The following is a 17,774-nucleotide window of genomic DNA, read 5'->3' as shown; positions in this document are numbered from 1 at the left end:
GGAAGTTAAGCTTTTCAGCGCCGATGGTAGTAGGGGGCTTCCCCCTGTGAGAGTAGGTCGTCGCCGGGCAATGTATTTAGGGTACTCATTTTAAAAATGGGTACTTTTTTGTTTGGCTTACGTAATTAATTTTATGATAGATGCTACTGGTTTAGATGGATATTTGGCCTGAATTAAGTTATCGTTAGGTTTGAAAAATTGGTTTTAGTGAAAAATAGGAATATGGCGTTATACATAAGGGGGAATTATTATGGGAGAAGCTGTCGTAATGGTACTGACAATTTTTATTATTAACATTCTGTATGTATCTTTAAATACGGTTAGGTTGTTAATGACGATGAAAGGGTATCGATATCGTGCGGCAATTGTGAGCGTGTTTGAGATTGTGGTCTATATTGTAGCGCTTGGCATGGTTATGAGTAATCTAGATGATATAGCGAATATCGCGGCGTATGCGCTTGGTTTTGGTGTCGGGATTATTGTGGGCATGAAGATTGAGGAAAGACTTGCGTTGGGTTATATTACAGTGAATGTGATTACGAAGGACTATAACTTAGATCTAGCGAATCAGATTAGGAATGCGGGATATGGTGTTACAAGCTGGCTGGCAAGTGGGCGTGATGGAGAGCGGATGATGCTTGAGATACTAACTCCGCGGAAGAATGAAAATAAATTGTACCAACGCATTATTGCGATCGATGATAAGGCTTTTATTGTGTCTTCGGAACCCAAACAAATCTATGGTGGTTTTTGGGTTAAACAAGTGCGTGGCGGGGTTAAGAAAAAGTGACTTTCTAAGGAGAGTTGCTTTTTTTTGTCTTAAAAACACTAAAACACGAACGTTAAAGTAATGTTTGTATATATTGTTCGATTTTATTATTGACTTTACTTACAGCTATTGTTAGAATGAAGGTGTTGAGTGACAATGAAATAATGAGGAGTTGAACATTGAATGTGTGCACAAGTTGGTGTCATTATGGGAAGTACTTCTGATTGGGAGACGATGAAGAAGGCATGTGAGGTATTGGAAGAGCTCGGAATAGCGTATGAGAAAAAGGTTGTTTCAGCGCACCGCACACCCGATTTAATGTTTACATATGCTGAAAATGCTAGAAGTCGTGGAGTTAAGGTTATTATTGCAGGAGCTGGTGGTGCGGCACATTTGCCAGGAATGGTTGCTGCGAAGACTACTTTACCAGTTATTGGTGTTCCGATGAAGTCCAAGGCGTTAAATGGACTCGATTCTTTATTATCGATTGTTCAGATGCCTGGTGGGGTTCCAGTCGCTACTGTCGCAATAGGTGAGGCGGGTGCGGTAAATGCTGGATTGCTCGCTGCGCAAATTTTATCGGTGGAAAATGAGGTAATTGCTAGCCGTTTGGAAAATAGACGTGATACACTAGAAGAAAATGTTCTAGAAAGTAGTGATTCTCTTGAGTAAAACGTATTTATTACCAAACAGCACGATTGGAATTATCGGAGGCGGCCAGTTAGGCAGAATGATGGCACTTGCAGCGAAGGCAATGGGATTCCGAGTGGTTGTACTTGATCCGACGGTGGATGCTCCTTGTGCGCAAGTAGCAGATGAGCAGATTGTTGCAAATTATACGGATTTGGCGGCTTTGAAAGAATTGGCTGAAAAAAGTGATGTTGTAACTTATGAATTTGAAAATGTGGATAATGACGCGATTCGTTCGATTGAGGACATTGTTCGTGTTCCGCAAGGTTCGGAGCTATTATCTATTACGCAAGATCGTATTTTAGAAAAGGCGTACTTGGAGTCGATTAACATTAATCTGGCGCCGTATGCGGTGATTGTAGACAAGGATGATATTGTGCAACGTATTAGTAGTTTAGGGTACCCAGCGGTGCTTAAAACGACGCAGGGCGGCTATGATGGTAAGGGTCAATATGTCATTCATAATGAGGAAGATATTGATAAGGCAGCTGAGCTTTTACGTTTCGGTACTTGTGTATTGGAGGCTTGGATTCCGTTTGAACGCGAAATTTCCGTGATTGTGGCGCGGAATGCCACTGGTCAAATGGAGACGTTCCCTGTGGCAGAAAATGATCACAAGAATAATATTTTGCATACGACGGTTGTCCCACCTACGCTTGACTCAGAGTCGGTACATGAGGCAGAGACTATTGCGGTGAAACTGGCAGAGTATCTGCATTTGGAAGGTGTTTTGGCTGTAGAGATGTTTGTGACGGCTTCTGGTGCGATTTACGTGAACGAGCTAGCGCCTAGACCGCATAACTCAGGACATTTTTCGATTGAGGCTTGTAATATTTCGCAATTTACGCAGCATATTAGGGCGATCGCGGGCTTGCCGTTGCTTGAGGTGGAGTTATTGCGCCCAGCGATGATGGTGAATATTTTAGGGCAGCATGTGGATGGTGTCAATGCGGTTCTCGCGGATCATCCAGAGTGGTTTGTTCATTATTATGGGAAACAAGAGGCGAAGATTGATCGCAAAATGGGGCACATTACGGTGCTCTGTGATAATCCGCTGGTAGAGGTTGAAAAAATGCGCGCGTCGCAAATTTGGATTTAATTGGGGGATTTGAGAAACGATGATTGAGAGATATACGAGAGAAGAAATGGGCAATATTTGGACGGAGCAAAATCGTTTTCAGGCATGGCTCGAGGTGGAGATTCTAGCTTGTGAGGCTTGGGCGGAACTTGGCGATATTCCAAAAGAGGATGTAGCGAAGATTCGGGAGAACGCAACGTTTGATGTGGCACGCATTCAGGAGATTGAATTGGAAACGCGTCACGATGTTGTGGCATTTACGAGAAGTGTTTCTGAATCGCTTGGTGAGGAGCGTAAGTGGGTACATTATGGTTTGACTTCGACGGATGTTGTGGATACAGCGAACTCGTATATTTTGAAGCAGGCGAATGCGATTTTGCGTGCGGATCTGGAGCGCTTTATTGAGATTTTAGCGAACAAGGCGAAGGAGCATAAGCATACGGTTTGTATGGGGCGGACGCATGGTGTGCACGCGGAACCGACGACGTTTGGCTTGAAGTTGGCGCTTTGGCATGAGGAAATGAAGCGGAATTTGGAGCGGTTTAACCGTTCTGCTGATGGCGTGGAATTCGGGAAGATTTCTGGGGCTGTTGGGACGTACGCGAACATTGATCCTTTTGTGGAGGAGTATGTTTGCGCGAAATTAGGTACGACGCCGGCTCCGATTTCAACGCAGACACTGCAACGGGATCGTCATGCGGATTATATGGCGACGCTGGCTTTGATTGCGACTTCTGTGGAGAAATTTGCTGTGGAGGTTCGTGCGCTTCAAAAGAGTGAGGTTCGTGAGGTGGAAGAGTTTTTTGCGAAGGGGCAAAAAGGGTCTTCTGCGATGCCGCATAAGCGTAACCCGATTGGTTCGGAGAATGTGACAGGCTTAGCGCGTGTGATTCGCGGGCATATGGTGACGGCGTATGAGAATGTGCCGCTGTGGCATGAGCGTGATATTTCGCATTCGTCTGCGGAACGGATTATTTTGCCGGATGCGACGATTTTGCTTGATTATATCTTGAATCGTTTTGGTAATATCGTGAAGAATCTGACGGTGTTCCCGGAGAATATGAAGCGTAATATGGATCGGACGCTGGGTCTTATTTATTCACAACGTGTGCTGTTGACGTTGATCGATAAGGGGATGGCTCGTGAAGAGGCGTATGATACGGTGCAACCTAAGGCGATGGAAGCTTGGGAGACGCAAGTGCCGTTTAAGACGCTGGTTGAGGCGGAACCGAAGATTACGGATCGTCTTTCTAAGGAAGAAATGGATGCTTGCTTCGATTATAACTATCATTTGAAGCAGGTAGATATGATTTTTAACCGCTTGGGACTTTAAGGACGGCATCATGAAAAACTATGGAGGGTTACGGTGTCTTCATGGTTTTTCATGCTTTATTCAGGTCAAAATTCGAAATGAAAAAGGAGACTTTTAGCAGTGGCGAATTTATTGTATGAGGGAAAAGCGAAACGGTTGTTTAGTACGGATCAGGATGGTGTGTTGCGGGTAGCTTATAAGGACGATGCGACGGCGCTGAATGGGGAACGTAAGGAGAGTTTTGCGAGTAAGGGGCGTTTGAATAACGAGATTACGTCGCGGATTTTTACATATTTGGAAGAAGTGGGGATTAAGAGCCATTTTGTGGAGCAATTGTCTGATACGGAGCAGTTGGTGCGTTCTGTAGAGATTATTCCGCTTGAGGTTGTGGTGCGGAATGTGATTGCTGGGAGTCTGGCGAAACGTCTTGGGGTTCCTGAGGGGACGCAGGCGCTGCAACCAATCGTGGAGTTTTATTATAAGGATGATGCACTGGATGATCCGTTTATTAATGACGCGCATGTGCTTTATTTGGAGGCGGCGACGGAGGATGAGATTGCGATTTTGAAGCAGGCGGCGCTTGAGATAAATGTGGCTTTATGTGAATTATTCGCAAAAATGAATATTACGCTGATTGATTTCAAATTGGAATTTGGGCGTGATGAGAATGGGAATATTTTGCTTGCGGATGAGATTTCGCCAGATACGTGCCGATTATGGGATCGGGATACGAATGCCAAGTTGGATAAGGATGTCTTTCGTCGGAATATTGGGAATTTAACTGCGGTTTACGAGGAAGTTTTGAAAAGATTAAAGGAGGTTGTTTGAATGTATAATGTGAAGGTGTTTGTGACGTTGAAGAAAAGTGTGTTGGATCCTCAGGGGACTGCTGTGATGGGGTCGCTGAAAAGTTTGAATTACGGCGAGGTTGAGGATGTACGGATTGGGAAATACATGGAGCTTCAAGTGGCGAAATCGGATCGTGACATTCATGCGGTCTTGGATGAAATGTGTGATAAGTTGCTGACAAACCCAGTGATGGAAGATTATCGTTATGAAATTGAGGAGGCTTAAGGATGAAATTTGCGGTCATTCAATTTCCAGGTTCGAATTGTGATTTAGATATGTTGCATGCGATTCAAGATGCGCTCGGTGAAGAGGCGGAATATGTGTGGCATGCGGAGACGAGTTTAGACGGTTTTGATGCGGTAATGATTCCTGGTGGATTCTCATATGGGGATTACTTGCGGACGGGTGCGATTGCGAAATTTGCGAATATTATGCCGGAAGTGGTGCGGTTTGCGGAAACGGGTAAGCCTGTACTTGGTGTTTGTAATGGGTTTCAAATTTTGGCGGAGAGTGGCTTGCTTCCTGGTGCTTTGATTCGAAATAATAACTTACATTTTGTTTGTAAAACAGTGAGTTTGCGTGTGGAGAATGCGGGGACGATGTTTACGTCGGAATATGAGGCGGGGGAAGAAATTCGGATTCCTGTGGCGCATGGTGAGGGGAATTATTATTGTGATGATGCTACGCTTGCAGAATTGCGGGCGAATGGGCAAATTGTGTTCACGTATGCGTCGGAAAACCCTAATGGAAGTATTGCGAATATTGCTGGGATTACGAATAAGGCCGGGAATGTACTAGGCATGATGCCGCATCCGGAGCGTGCTGTGGAGGACGTTGTTGGTGGAACGGCTGGACTTGGCGTTTTTAAATCGATGTTGAAGGCTTGGAAGGAGGAACAAGTACATGCTTAATGTGAATCAGGAACCGTCAGCGGCGCAAATTGAGGAGCAGAAAATTTATGAGACAATGGGGCTCAGTGAGAGTGAGTATGGTCTTGTTTGTGATATTTTGAAACGGAAGCCGAACTATACGGAGACGGGTTTGTTTTCGGTGATGTGGTCGGAACATTGTAGTTATAAAAATTCAAAACCGGTGTTGCGCAAGTTCCCGACGGAGGGCCCGCAAGTGTTGCAAGGTCCTGGTGAGGGTGCTGGGATTGTGGATATTGGTGATGGACTGGGCGTTGCGTTTAAAGTGGAGAGCCATAATCATCCATCTTATGTGGAGCCGTATCAAGGCGCTGCGACTGGTGTTGGCGGGATTATTCGTGATGTGTTCTCGATGGGTGCGCGTCCGATTGCGATGCTGAATTCGCTTCGTTTTGGTGAGATTGATAATCCGCATACGAAATATTTGGTGAACGAGGTCGTGGCTGGGATTGCTGGTTACGGGAACTCGATTGGGATTCCGACGGTTGGCGGTGAGGTGCAGTTTGATCCGTGTTATGCGAAGAATCCATTGGTGAACGCGATGTGTGTGGGCTTGATTGCAAAAGAGGATATTCAAAAAGGTCAGGCGGTTGGCGTTGGTAATCCGGTGATGTATGTTGGTGCGAAAACGGGGCGCGACGGGATACATGGGGCTACTTTTGCCTCGGTGGAATTTAGTGAAGAAGGCGAGCAGCAGCGTTCGGCGGTTCAAGTAGGGGACCCGTTTATGGAGAAATTGTTGCTGGAGGCGTGTCTGGACTTGATTCGTGATCATTCGGATATTTTGATTGGAATTCAGGATATGGGCGCGGCGGGCTTGGTGAGTTCGAGTTCGGAGATGGCATCGAAGGCTGGATCGGGCTTGGAGCTCATTATGGACGATGTGCCGCAACGGGAAACGCATATGTCGGCGTATGAAATGTTGCTTTCGGAGTCGCAGGAACGGATGCTTTTATGTGTGAAAAAAGGACATGAGGCGGAGATTAAAGCGTTGTTTGAGCGTTATGGCTTGGAGGCTGTAACGATTGGAACGGTGACGGATGATAAGATGTACAAAATTGTGCATCACGGGGAAATCGTGGCGAACGTTCCGGTTGACGCGCTAGCTGAGGATGCGCCTGTGTATCATAAACCTTCATCGGAGCCAAAGCGTTATCGTGATTTCCAAGCGGAAGAGGCTTTTGCGCCAGTTGTGACGGATGTTGTGGCGACATGGAAAGCGTTACTTGGACAGCCAACGATTGCGAGTAAGCGTCATATTTATGAGCAATTTGATTATCAAGTTCGGACGAATACGGCGGTTGCGCCTGGTTCGGATGCGGCTGTTTTACGGGTTCGTGGGACGAATAAGGCCATTGCGATGACGACGGATTGTAATTCACGATATCTCTACTTGGATCCTGAAAAAGGTGGCCAGATTGCGGTTGCAGAAGCGGCTCGGAATATTGTTTGTTCGGGTGCGAAACCGCTGGCGATTACGGATGGTCTGAATTTTGGGAATCCAGAGAAACCGGAGATTTTCTGGGAGATTGAGAAGGCAGCGGACGGGATTAGTGCGGCTTGTTTAGCGCTTGATACGCCAGTCATTTCAGGGAATGTTTCGATGTATAATGAGACGGATGGGGAAGGTATTTATCCGACGCCGGTGATTGGAATGGTTGGTTTAGTTGAGGATGTGGCGCATATTACGACGCAAGGTTTCAAAGCGGCTGGCGATGTGATTTATTTGATCGGCGAAACGAAGCCAGAATTTAGCGGTTCGGAATTGCAAAAATTGGAACAAGGCAAAATTAGTGGACGCGCGCCTGAGCTTGATCTACAGATGGAGAAGCATTATCAGCAGTTCTTATTGACGGCGATTCAGGAAGGTCTTGTTGCTTCGGCGCATGATTTGGCAGAAGGTGGTCTTGCGGTGGCGCTTGCTGAGGCAGGTTTTGCGAATGATTTAGGCGCGGCGATCAAGGTACCTTTTTCAGAGGAATTGCTTTTCAGTGAGTCGCAATCGCGTTTCTTGGTATCGGTGAAAGCGGACGATGCTGCGAAATTCGAGCAGTTGTTTGAAACGGAGAAAGTGGTGCGTTTAGGCGAGGTCACAGAGGTGCCACAATTGGTGGTGCAAACGGAAAAATCAGCAATTAAAGCCGAACTTAGTGCGTTAAAACAAGTTTGGGAAGGGGCTATTCCATGTCTACTGAAATAAGAGGATTGAACGAGGAATGTGGTATTTTCGGGATTTGGAATCATCCGAGTGCGGCGCATATTACGTATTACGGTTTGCATAGTCTGCAGCATCGTGGGCAAGAGGGTGCTGGGATTGTGTCGACGGATGGCGTGACGCTAAAGGGGCATCGTAACTTGGGCCTGCTTGCGGATGTGTTTAAGCACGGGGAACTCGACGAACTTGTCGGGAAATCGGCGATCGGTCATGTGCGTTATGCGACGGCTGGTGGCAAGAGTTTGAGTAATGTTCAACCGTTTTTATTCCACTTTCATAATTCGAGTCTGGCGCTGGCGCATAATGGGAATTTGATTAATGCGCAGACGCTTCGGCAGGAGTTGGAAGAGGAAGGCGCGATTTTTCAGACGAGTTCGGATACGGAGGTCCTGGCGCATTTGTTGAAACGTAGCCAGACGGGATCGTTCGTAGAGGATTTGAAGGTGGCGCTGAACAAGGTCAAGGGTGGTTTTGCGTATATCCTTTTGACGGAGAATGAGTTGATTGCAGCGCTTGATCCGAATGGTTTCCGACCGCTTTCGATTGGGAAAATTGGTGATTCGTATGTGATTGCTTCGGAGACGTGTGCGTTTGATACGGTTGGCGCGGAGTTTGTGCGTGATGTGGAGCCGGGTGAGCTGATTATTATTAATGATGATGGGTTGCATATTGAGAAGTTCACGGAAGACGTGAAGCATTCGATTTGTAGTATGGAATATGTGTATTTTGCGCGTCCTGACTCGAATATTGCGGGAATTAATGTCCATTCAGCGCGAAAACGGATGGGGAAACGGTTGGCGCAGGAGGCTTTTGTTGAGGCGGATGTGGTGACGGGGGTTCCTGATTCAAGTATTTCGGCGGCGATTGGGTATGCGGAGGAAACTGGCATTCCGTACGAGCTGGGCTTGATTAAGAACCGTTATGTGGCGCGGACGTTTATTGAGCCGTCACAGGAGTTGCGGGAACAAGGTGTGAAAATGAAATTGTCAGCGGTACGCGGCGTTGTCGAGGGCAAACGGGTGGTCATGATTGATGATTCGATTGTGCGCGGGACGACGAGTCGCCGGATTGTGCAATTATTGCGTGAGGCAGGTGCTGCGGAAGTGCATGTTCGGATTGCGTCTCCACCGCTTGCTTTTCCTTGTTTTTATGGGATTGATATTCAAACGCGGAGTGAGTTGATTGCGGCGAATTATTCGGTGGATGAGATTTGCCGGATTATCGGTGCGGATTCGCTGACGTATTTGTCGGAGGATGGGCTTGTGGAAGCGGTTGGTAAGCCGTATCCGAATGAGCCTTATGGCGGACTTTGTATGGCATATTTTAACGGGGATTACCCGACGGAATTATTTGATTATGAAAAAGAATATTTGGCGAGTTTAGAAGCCGAGTCACGTTGAGAGGGGAATTTTGCAAATGGCAGAGAATGCGTATAGTAAGGCTGGCGTCGATGTAGAGGCGGGTTATGAGGTTGTGGAGCGGATTCAAAAACATGTGGCTCGCACGAAGCGTAACGGTGTGATGGGCGCGATTGGTTCGTTTGGCGGGATGTTTGATCTTAGTGGGCTTGGCTTGCGTGAACCTGTGCTTGTTTCGGGGACGGATGGCGTTGGTACGAAGTTGCTGCTTGCGATTGAGGCGGATAAGCACGATACGATTGGCGTGGATTGTGTCGCGATGTGTGTGAATGATATCTTGGCGCAGGGCGCGGAACCGCTTTTCTTCTTGGATTATATTGCGACGGGGAAAACGATTCCGGGCAAGATGGAGCAGATTGTCAAAGGTGTTGCGGACGGTTGCGAGTTGGCTGGGTGCGCGCTTGTTGGTGGTGAGACGGCGGAGATGCCGGACATGTATGGTGCGGACGATTATGACTTGGCTGGCTTTACGGTTGGTGCGGTCGAGAAGGCGGACGTGATTACGGGCGAGCGGGTTGCGGCTGGCGATGTCTTGATCGGCTTGGCATCGAGTGGAATTCATAGTAATGGATACTCGTTGGTACGCAAAATTTTCTTTAAGGAGCATGATTTGGCGCTGGATACAGTTTTGCCGGAGCTTGGGGGCAAGACGCTTGCGGATGAGTTGCTCGTGCCAACGCGGATTTATGTGAAACCTGTTTTGGAAGTGATTAAAAATGTAACGGTGCACGGGATTTCGCACGTGACGGGTGGCGGCTTTATCGAGAATTTGCCACGGGTGTTGCCGGCGGATTTGGCGGTCTCGATTACGCGTGATGCTTGGCCTGTTTTGCCGATTTTTGATGTGCTACAAAAGTATGGGGAAATCGATGCGGACGAGATGTACGGCATTTTCAATATGGGAATCGGGATGGTGCTTGTCGTTGCGGCGGAAGATGCGGCACAAACGCTTGCCATTTTAGAGGAACAGGGTGAAAAAGCATATCCGATTGGAAAAGTGACGCCGAAACAAGATGGCGCGCAAGTCGTGTTTACGGGAGGCAATTAAGATGAAAATCGCGATTTTTGCTTCGGGATCGGGTAGTAATTTTCAGGCGTTGGTGGACGATGCGTTGATTAAAGAATCGGTGGCGTTACTTGTTTGTGATAAACCGGGCGCGTTTGTGTTAGAGCGGGCAGAGACAGCTGGAATTCCAGTGTTTCTGTTCTCTCCGAAGGCTTTTGCGGATAAGGCGGCTTTTGAGCGGGAGATTGTCGCTAAATTGCAGGAATCAGGGGTAGAATTCCTTGTTTTAGCGGGATATATGCGTCTGATTGGGCCAACTTTACTGGAGGCGTACGAAAATAAGATTGTCAACTTGCATCCGTCGTTATTACCTGCTTTTCCTGGGAAAGATGCGATTGGTCAGGCATTTGCCGCGAAGGTAGCAGAAACTGGTGTCACCGCGCATTTTGTGGACGCGGGAATGGATACGGGACCGATTATCGCACAGCAGTCTGTCGCTATTTTGCCTGCGGATACGACAGATTCACTCACGACGAAAATACATAAAGTAGAGCATCAATTTTATCCGAAAGTTGTTAAAAAAATAATAGGGGGACAATCATGAAAAGAGCGTTAATTAGTGTGTCAGATAAAACGGGTGTCGTGGAATTCGCGCAGTCGCTAGTGGGGCTTGGATTTGAAATTATTTCGACGGGTGGAACGAAGAAGGCGTTAGAGGATAGCGGGCTTTCGGTGATTGGAATAGAGGAAGTCACTGATTTTCCAGAGATGTTAGATGGACGCGTGAAGACGCTACATCCGGCGATTCATGGTGGGCTGCTTGCTCGTCGTGATGACGCGGCGCATATGGCGGCGATTGAGGCGCATGATATTGCTAAAATCGATTTGGTATGTGTGAACCTGTATCCGTTTCAAGAAACGATTGCAAAACCTGATGTGAAACTTGGTGAGGCGATTGAAAATATCGATATCGGCGGACCTTCGATGTTGCGTTCTGCGGCGAAAAACTACGCAGCGGTGACGGTTGTTGTCGATAGCGTGGATTATGCACCAGTCCTAGCTGAACTCGGTGATCACGGCGCGGTTACTTTTGAAACAAATCAGCGCTTGGCAGCGAAAGTTTTCCGACATACAGCGGCATACGATGCGTTGATTGCAGGCTATTTGACGGATATCGTGGGGGAAGAGTTCCCTGAAAAATTAACGCTAACTTATAATAAAAAACAGGATTTGCGATATGGCGAAAATCCGCATCAACAGGCAGGATTCTATACAGAACCGCTAGGTGTTGCGGCGTCTATCAGTGAAGCCAAACAACTACATGGCAAAGCGTTGTCGTATAACAATATTCGCGATACGGACGCAGCGCTTCGAATTGCGGCTGAATTTACAGAACCTGTCGCAGTAGCGGTGAAACATATGAATCCGTGCGGTGTAGGCGTAGGTGTGACGCCAGAAGAGGCTTATTTGAAGGCTTATGAAGCGGATGAGACCTCGATTTTTGGTGGGATTGTGGCGATTAATAGGGAAGTTGATGCGGCAACGGCGACGCATATGAGTCAGATTTTCCTAGAGATTATTATTGCGCCGAGTTTTTCCGAGGAGGCATTCGCGATTTTATCACAGAAGAAGAATATTCGCTTGTTGACGGTTCCGTTTGCAGGGCCAGTGAATGCGGTGGAAAAAACGTCGGTGATTGGCGGCTTATTATTGCAAGATGGCGATGCGGTGGCAGAAGACGCGGCGACATATGAAGTTGTGACGGACACAGAACCATCAGAAAACGAGTGGAATGCGCTTCTTGCCCAGTGGAAAATTGTGAAGCATGTGAAATCGAATGCGATCGTCGTTGGCAATGAAAAACAAACGCTTGGCATTGGTGCAGGTCAGATGAACAGGATTGGCTCGGCATTTATTGCGTTGCATCAGGCTGGCGAGAAAGCCAAGGGTGCGGTCCTAGCGTCCGATGCCTTCTTCCCAATGGATGATACCGTTGAGGCAGCGGCTAAAGCAGGCATTAAAGCGATCATTCAACCTGGAGGCTCAATCAAGGACAAAGATTCGATTGCGATGGCAAATAAGTATGGTATTGCGATGGTTCTTACGCATGTTCGCCATTTCAAACATTGAGGAGCGTGTAATACGATGAAAATTTTAGTTGTCGGAAGCGGTGGGCGTGAACATGCGATCAGTAAGAAACTGCTAGAAAGCGATGCGGTAGAGTCTGTATTCTGCGCGCCTGGAAATGATGGCATGCTTGGCGATGGTATCAAGACGTGTGCTATTTCAGAGAATGATGCGGTTGCACTTATCGAATTTGCCAAAGAGAAGGCTGTGAACTGGGTCATTGTGGGTCCAGAAGTACCGCTACTTGCTGGTTTAGTCGATGATTTTGAAAAAGCCGGAATTAAAGCATTTGGCCCTTCGCAAAAAGCGGCGCTCATTGAGGGAAGTAAAGATTTCGCGAAACAATTTATGAAAAAATACGACATCCCAACGGCGGGCTCAGAATCGTTTACGGACTATGAAGAAGCCTATCTTTATCTACAACAAAAAGGCGTGCCGATCGTGATTAAAGCGGATGGCTTGGCGGCTGGAAAAGGTGTAGTCGTTGCTTTTGATATGGAAGAAGCGATAGTTGCTTTAAAAGATATGCTGCTGGATAGTAAGTTCGGTGCGGCTGCAACGAAGGTCGTGATAGAGGACTTTTTGGATGGCGAGGAATTTTCGTTAATGGCTTTTGTTCGTGGTGAAAAAGTTTATCCGATGGCAATTGCCCAAGATCATAAGCGGGCTTACGAAGGCGATAAGGGACCGAATACGGGCGGAATGGGCGCTTATTCACCGGTACCGCATATTTCCCAAACGATAGTTGACGAAGCGATTCAGGAGATTTTGTTACCGGCTGCGAAAGGAATGGTTGCAGAGGGTCGCTCATTTTCTGGAATTTTGTACGCGGGGTTAATCGTGACGGAGGATGGGCCAAAAGTGATTGAGTTCAACGCGCGTTTCGGTGATCCTGAAACACAAGTTGTTTTGCCACGGTTAGAATCTGATTTTGCGAAGGTGATTGATGCGTTATTGCACGATCAAGAACCGATATTAGAGTGGAAAGAAGCTGGCGTGACACTTGGTGTAGTTTTGGCGAGTGCAGGATATCCTGAAGCATACGCGAAGGGGAAGGAAATAACAGGTCTTCAAGAAGTTCAGGCCGAGGTTTTTCATGCGGGAACGAAGCGAGCGGAAGAAGGTGATGCGTATCTTTCTAATGGAGGGCGCGTCCTGCTTGTTTCGGCAACGGCAGATTCGATAACAGCCGCACAAGAACAGCTCTACAAAGAAATGAAAAAGCTAGATAATCCAGATTTCTTTTACAGAATGGATATTGGAACAAAAGCAGTGAAGTAAAGTAAAAACGTGCGATATACCTCAAATATTTTGAGATGTATCGCACGTTTTTTAAAAGGCTCCGCCGCCTGAGCCACCACCGCTGCCGCCACTGGAACCGCCGCTGAATCCGCCACCACTACCGCTACTGGAAGATGCGCTACTAGCTATAGCACCGCTGAATGAGCTTTCAAAAGTGTTTTGGAAGCTTTCAGCAAAGCCTGTATCCATATTCGCGTGATGAACGTTGCCGAGCATTGCGCCGCCGTAATAATAGTAAAGTAAACCAGATTGTTGCTGTACTTGCTCTGGGGTGAAACGGATGGACGCGGCTTTTAGGACTTCCTTCGTCAAGCCAAGTGAAATGGAATAGGAAAGGTAATGATCCCAAATTGCAATCGAGCCGACATCTGCCATATCCATATTTCCGACGTCTTTCATATAACGTTTGAAGGCATGCCATTTCGCAAACTCTTCTGCTCCAATTTGATTTTTGATAGGGAACTGAGTCGCCCAAAAAGTAAACAAGATGGCAAAAGTAATAATGCTGGTAATACAAGCAAACAAGGAAAAAATACTCGTAGCTATGCTGAAAATAATAATGCCAATACCGATTAAGATAATACATGATAGACAGATAGCCAAAAGCTTATTCGCTTTGGAGCTGGCTTTGTTATCGAAATATTGGTGTTCCTTTGCGTCTTTAGCGACACCATTTTTCCAGCTTGTAAACGAACTGGTGAAGGCGGCTTTATTTTTCTTTGCATAGGCGTTGATTTCTTTTAGCGTTACTTTTTCACCGTCACCAATCTTTTCTATCAGCCATGTCATCAATCTTTTTTCATGGTTTAGAAGTGTGATAGGAGAGGGCGCAGGTATTTTGGAGAGGATATAGGTTGCCTTTTTCTTATTACCTGAGACATCTGGGAGCTCTTCGATGGTGAGTTGCCTTTTGCGCACAAGATCCATGATGGTTGCAACAATATCGTTTGCGCCCGTTTTAGAATAGATTAACTTGTTCATGACTGCTGGTGATAGGTCTGTCGGAATATCGTGAAAATACTTATCTTGAAATGCAGCCTTTCTTGGCTTTGTATATTTAAAATAGGTCCAGATAATTACGATAAGCACGAGTAGTAACATGAAGCTACTACAACCGTAAAAAATAATTTTGGAAAACATCCGTTTCGCATTGGCTTGATTAGCAAGTTTTGCTTCTTGTGCCTGGATATCGGCTTTTTTATGAATGGCTTGAATATTTTGGTTTAGTGGTACGATATTAGTTGGAAAAATGACGTGTGCTTCAACAAATTGACCTGGTTTAACATCATCAGCCGTTAGTTTTACGGATTGCTCGTTGTGTAGCGAGATGTTGTCATCCAGTGGTCCATGTGCCCAAGCTTGTAGATCGGCTTTCTTTGTAGCGCTTGGTAACGTGATACTTATAGCAACATGATCGAGCGACTCTTGCCAGTTTGTGCCGACGAGTTTTCGATTGAATTCGGCTGTATCGTTATAGCATGTGATAACATCTTTTAAGGTGTAGCGATAGGAAAACTCTTTTACAGCCGTGTCGGTAGGCGAGTAGACTTTAATTCTGAGTATGTCATTGTCATAATTTGCCATAAAGGTTCCAGGCTGGCTAGAATTGCTTTGTACATAAGGTGGGCTACCATCAACGGATACTTGCAAGTCTTTGATCTGTGGTAGTCCAGCTGTGTCAATATCCATCGTCGCCCCATTAAAGGCTCCATCAAAGTCGAAAGTCACTTTTTCTGTAATGGTTGCAGATCCGTCTTGCTGAATCTGTACATGGTTCTCGTATCTTGGAATTGTGAATGAGCGCTCAGCGGAAACCGACGAATAAGATATCCCAATGCATATTAATAAGAGTGAGAAAAATAAGATAATTTTTGCTTTCATGCTGAAGCCTCCTTTTTATACATTTTAGTATAGCATAATTGTAACGGATTTTTGAACCTTCTTGTTGTGTTATTCACACTAGTGCGTTAAAATGGTGAAGAAGAGTCTGAATTAATGGAGGTATACGCATGCAAATAGAAAAATTGCGTGGTGAAGGTCTAGATACGTTTTTTAAAGGGATCTTGGCACTGGAGAATTTAGAAGAATGTTATGCTTTCTTTGACGATGTATGCACAGTAAATGAGATTCAATCGATGTCACAGCGCTTCCAAGTGGCTAGCATGTTGCATGAAGGCAAGACATATAATGTGATTGAAGCTGAAACAGGAGCTAGTACGGCAACGATTTCTCGCGTCAAGCGTTCTTTGAATTATGGCAATGATATGTATGAGGTTGTTTTTGATCGAATGAAAGACAAATAAATTGTAAAAAAGAGGTGTGCCACTGAACAATTTTAGGCGTACCTCTTTTTCTATTTTGTTAAAACGATATAATCCCTGTGGCTGACAGAAAAATCAAAATGATCGCGATGGGTGCAATATATTTGAGTAGTAAAAGCCAGACCATAAAGCTTTTACGCCCTAGACCACTACTGCTCGTGAATTCGTCAAATAACGCTTGGCGCGGGAGTTTGAAACCAACAAAGATCGCTGTAAATAGTGCACCAATTGGAAAAATAATATTTGTAGTTACATAATCGATGGCTCTAAAGATGGTTTGCCCAAAAATGGTGATATCACTCCAAATCCCAAAGCTAAGTGTAGCTGGTATCGCAACTAGAAAGATAACGCCACCGACAACCCAAGTAGCTAGCGGTCGGCTTTTGAATCTGTTGATGAAAGGCGCGGTCGCTGTTTCGAGTAACGAGAAACTGGAGGACAGAATCGCGACAAAGAACATGACTAGAAATGCGACAAACCAAGTTGTTCCAAATGGTAACTGGTTGAAAATCGAAGGCAAGACGACAAATAATATGCCAGGTCCTTCATCCGGCGATAAGCCAAAAGAGAGTAAGGCAGGGAAAATCGCCAGTGCAACAAGTATAGAAAGGAAAAAGTTTAACAAAACAATGATGGAGGATGTTTTTGGAATGTTAATCGTATGGTTTAGATAAGAGCCATAGGTGACCATCAGCGAAATCCCGACGCTTAAAGAGAAAAAGGACTGACCCAGGATGAGTAGCAGTGTTTCACTGTTGATTGCTGAAAAATCTGGTTTTAGGAAGTGTCCTAGCCCACTGAGCGCATTTGGAAGTGTCAAACCACGAATGGTGAGAATGATCAGGAGAATAAAAAGCATTGGTACGACGATCTTACTTACTGTTTCAAGACCGGCGCGCACCCCTTGCGAGACAATTAAGATATTTAACAAGATAAAAATTCCAGTACCTGTAATTGCAATGGCTGTGTTGGCTGTTGTCAAGCTAAACTGTAATGACAACTGCGCTTTATCAATATGGCTGACCGAGCCCGTTAGCACCTTAACAATGTAAGCGAGTGTCCACCCACCGACGATTCCATAAATGGCAAGGACTAAGCTAGAGCCAAGAACACCAAGTTTTCCGACCCAATTCCAGTGTGTTTGAGGGGAAAGCACTTTATAGGCTTTTATGGCATCGCCCTTAGAGGAACGCCCAATGATGTATTCGCCGATTAAAATGGGAAGTACAATGACAAATGTAAGAATAAAGAAAGCAATGAAAAAAGCACCACCGCCAGTTTTTGCAGCAATATAAGGCATTTTCCAAATAGCTCCGATTCCGATTACGGCACCGACTGATGCGAGCGTAAAGCCTAATTTAGAACCCCACTGTTCTCTATTGTTATCCATGAGAGACTTCCTTTCATACAAAATAAGCTAGATTATGGAAATGAGAGTAATTCATATTACTAATATCATAGCATAGAAAAATTCTGATTGCATCCACTTAATGCGAAGAAAGTTAAAGATTTTTATAAAAGAATCTTAGATGTGGTGCGCTTATCACCTAGAAATGATATAATTGTTGGTAGCGTTCGAACAAAGTGAGTTACGCTACCAATATGCATAGGAGCGGAGCGAGTATGTAATCCATCAGTTAGCGTTCGAAGCAAAACAAAGATAGCTACTGGAAGCGAAGAGAAGTGAGTTACGCTACCAATATGCATAGGAGCGGAGCGAGTATGTAATCCATCAGTTAGCGTTCGAAGCAAAACAAA

The 17,774-nt window shown here is 45.8% G+C and carries 17 protein-coding genes and 1 rRNA gene; 15 read left to right on the top strand and 3 right to left on the bottom strand.

Translation table 11 applies throughout. From position 1 onward, the window contains the following. The 14 genes from rrf to purD form a co-directional block, all read left to right on the top strand. Positions 1 to 69 (top strand): 5S ribosomal RNA (rrf, locus tag HCJ54_RS15745); the annotation flags it as partial. Positions 70 to 250: 181 nt separating this feature from the next. Beyond that, positions 251 to 790, top strand: a complete 540-nt coding sequence (locus tag HCJ54_RS14885) for a DUF2179 domain-containing protein (protein WP_036066373.1) — start codon at positions 251 to 253, stop codon at positions 788 to 790. 162 nt (positions 791 to 952) lie between these two features. Further along, complete coding sequence (purE, locus tag HCJ54_RS14880; protein ID WP_187138203.1) at positions 953 to 1,441, top strand: 5-(carboxyamino)imidazole ribonucleotide mutase; 489 nt, start codon at positions 953 to 955, stop codon at positions 1,439 to 1,441. Continuing rightward, positions 1,434 to 2,558, top strand: a complete 1,125-nt coding sequence (gene purK, locus HCJ54_RS14875) for a 5-(carboxyamino)imidazole ribonucleotide synthase (protein ID WP_187138202.1) — start codon at positions 1,434 to 1,436, stop codon at positions 2,556 to 2,558. The genes purE and purK overlap by 8 nt, the downstream gene beginning before the upstream one ends. 19 nt (positions 2,559 to 2,577) lie before the next feature. Next, complete coding sequence (gene purB, locus HCJ54_RS14870) at positions 2,578 to 3,870, top strand: adenylosuccinate lyase (protein ID WP_036066369.1); 1,293 nt, start codon at positions 2,578 to 2,580, stop codon at positions 3,868 to 3,870. A 99-nt stretch (positions 3,871 to 3,969) separates the two neighbouring features. Further along, positions 3,970 to 4,677 carry a phosphoribosylaminoimidazolesuccinocarboxamide synthase gene (gene purC, locus HCJ54_RS14865; protein ID WP_185411218.1) on the top strand — a complete coding sequence of 236 codons (708 nt, stop codon included), beginning with the start codon at positions 3,970 to 3,972 and terminating at the stop codon, positions 4,675 to 4,677. Further along, positions 4,678 to 4,923: a phosphoribosylformylglycinamidine synthase subunit PurS gene (purS, locus tag HCJ54_RS14860; RefSeq protein WP_036066366.1), complete on the top strand. Its 246-nt coding sequence runs from the start codon at positions 4,678 to 4,680 to the stop codon at positions 4,921 to 4,923. Between the two features lie 2 nt (positions 4,924 to 4,925). Next, a complete protein-coding gene (gene purQ / locus HCJ54_RS14855; protein WP_185411216.1) occupies positions 4,926 to 5,609 on the top strand; it encodes a phosphoribosylformylglycinamidine synthase subunit PurQ in 684 nt (227 codons plus the stop codon). After that, positions 5,602 to 7,827, top strand: coding sequence for a phosphoribosylformylglycinamidine synthase subunit PurL (purL, locus tag HCJ54_RS14850; RefSeq protein WP_187138201.1), 2,226 nt, complete (start codon positions 5,602 to 5,604; stop codon positions 7,825 to 7,827). The genes purQ and purL overlap by 8 nt, the downstream gene beginning before the upstream one ends. Further along, positions 7,812 to 9,242 (top strand): amidophosphoribosyltransferase, encoded by a 1,431-nt coding sequence (gene purF, locus HCJ54_RS14845; protein WP_187138200.1) that lies wholly within the window; start codon positions 7,812 to 7,814, stop codon positions 9,240 to 9,242. Before purL ends, purF begins: the two co-directional genes overlap by 16 nt. 16 nt (positions 9,243 to 9,258) lie before the next feature. Further along, the gene (purM, locus tag HCJ54_RS14840; protein WP_187138199.1) at positions 9,259 to 10,308 is read left to right on the top strand and encodes a phosphoribosylformylglycinamidine cyclo-ligase; all 1,050 of its coding nucleotides are present in this window, start codon (positions 9,259 to 9,261) and stop codon (positions 10,306 to 10,308) included. Between the two features lies 1 nt (position 10,309). Continuing rightward, on the top strand, positions 10,310 to 10,870 hold the full coding sequence (purN, locus tag HCJ54_RS14835) for a phosphoribosylglycinamide formyltransferase (protein WP_187138198.1): 561 nt from the start codon (positions 10,310 to 10,312) through the stop codon (positions 10,868 to 10,870). Next, positions 10,867 to 12,396: a bifunctional phosphoribosylaminoimidazolecarboxamide formyltransferase/IMP cyclohydrolase gene (gene purH / locus HCJ54_RS14830; protein WP_187138197.1), complete on the top strand. Its 1,530-nt coding sequence runs from the start codon at positions 10,867 to 10,869 to the stop codon at positions 12,394 to 12,396. The genes purN and purH overlap by 4 nt, the downstream gene beginning before the upstream one ends. A gap of 15 nt (positions 12,397 to 12,411) precedes the next feature. Beyond that, positions 12,412 to 13,674: a phosphoribosylamine--glycine ligase gene (purD, locus tag HCJ54_RS14825; protein WP_187138196.1), complete on the top strand. Its 1,263-nt coding sequence runs from the start codon at positions 12,412 to 12,414 to the stop codon at positions 13,672 to 13,674. A 51-nt stretch (positions 13,675 to 13,725) separates the two neighbouring features. Here the strand turns inward: purD and HCJ54_RS14820 are convergent, their stop codons facing one another. Then, on the bottom strand, positions 13,726 to 15,576 hold the full coding sequence (locus HCJ54_RS14820; RefSeq protein ID WP_187138195.1) for a DUF2207 domain-containing protein: 1,851 nt from the start codon (positions 15,574 to 15,576) through the stop codon (positions 13,726 to 13,728). A 128-nt stretch (positions 15,577 to 15,704) separates the two neighbouring features. On the opposite strand from HCJ54_RS14820, the gene HCJ54_RS14815 reads away from it, so the two are divergent. Further along, entirely contained in the window at positions 15,705 to 15,998 is a 294-nt protein-coding gene (locus HCJ54_RS14815) for a YerC/YecD family TrpR-related protein (RefSeq protein WP_036066355.1), read from the top strand. A gap of 58 nt (positions 15,999 to 16,056) precedes the next feature. Here the strand turns inward: HCJ54_RS14815 and HCJ54_RS14810 are convergent, their stop codons facing one another. Together HCJ54_RS14810 and HCJ54_RS15400 are read right to left on the bottom strand one after the other, a co-directional pair. Then, positions 16,057 to 17,406, bottom strand: a complete 1,350-nt coding sequence (locus HCJ54_RS14810; RefSeq protein ID WP_187138194.1) for a sodium-dependent transporter — start codon at positions 17,404 to 17,406, stop codon at positions 16,057 to 16,059. 122 nt (positions 17,407 to 17,528) lie between these two features. After that, positions 17,529 to 17,774, bottom strand: a 246-nt coding sequence (locus tag HCJ54_RS15400) for a hypothetical protein (protein ID WP_222713045.1), incomplete at its 5' end; no start/stop codon positions are given.

Origin of the sequence: Listeria grandensis, assembly GCF_014322885.1 — a bacterium.
GTDB classification, from domain to species: Bacteria; Bacillota; Bacilli; order Lactobacillales; family Listeriaceae; genus Listeria_A; species Listeria_A grandensis.
Note: the sequence above shows the minus strand (reverse complement) of the source record. Positions and strands in the feature narration are given on the sequence as shown.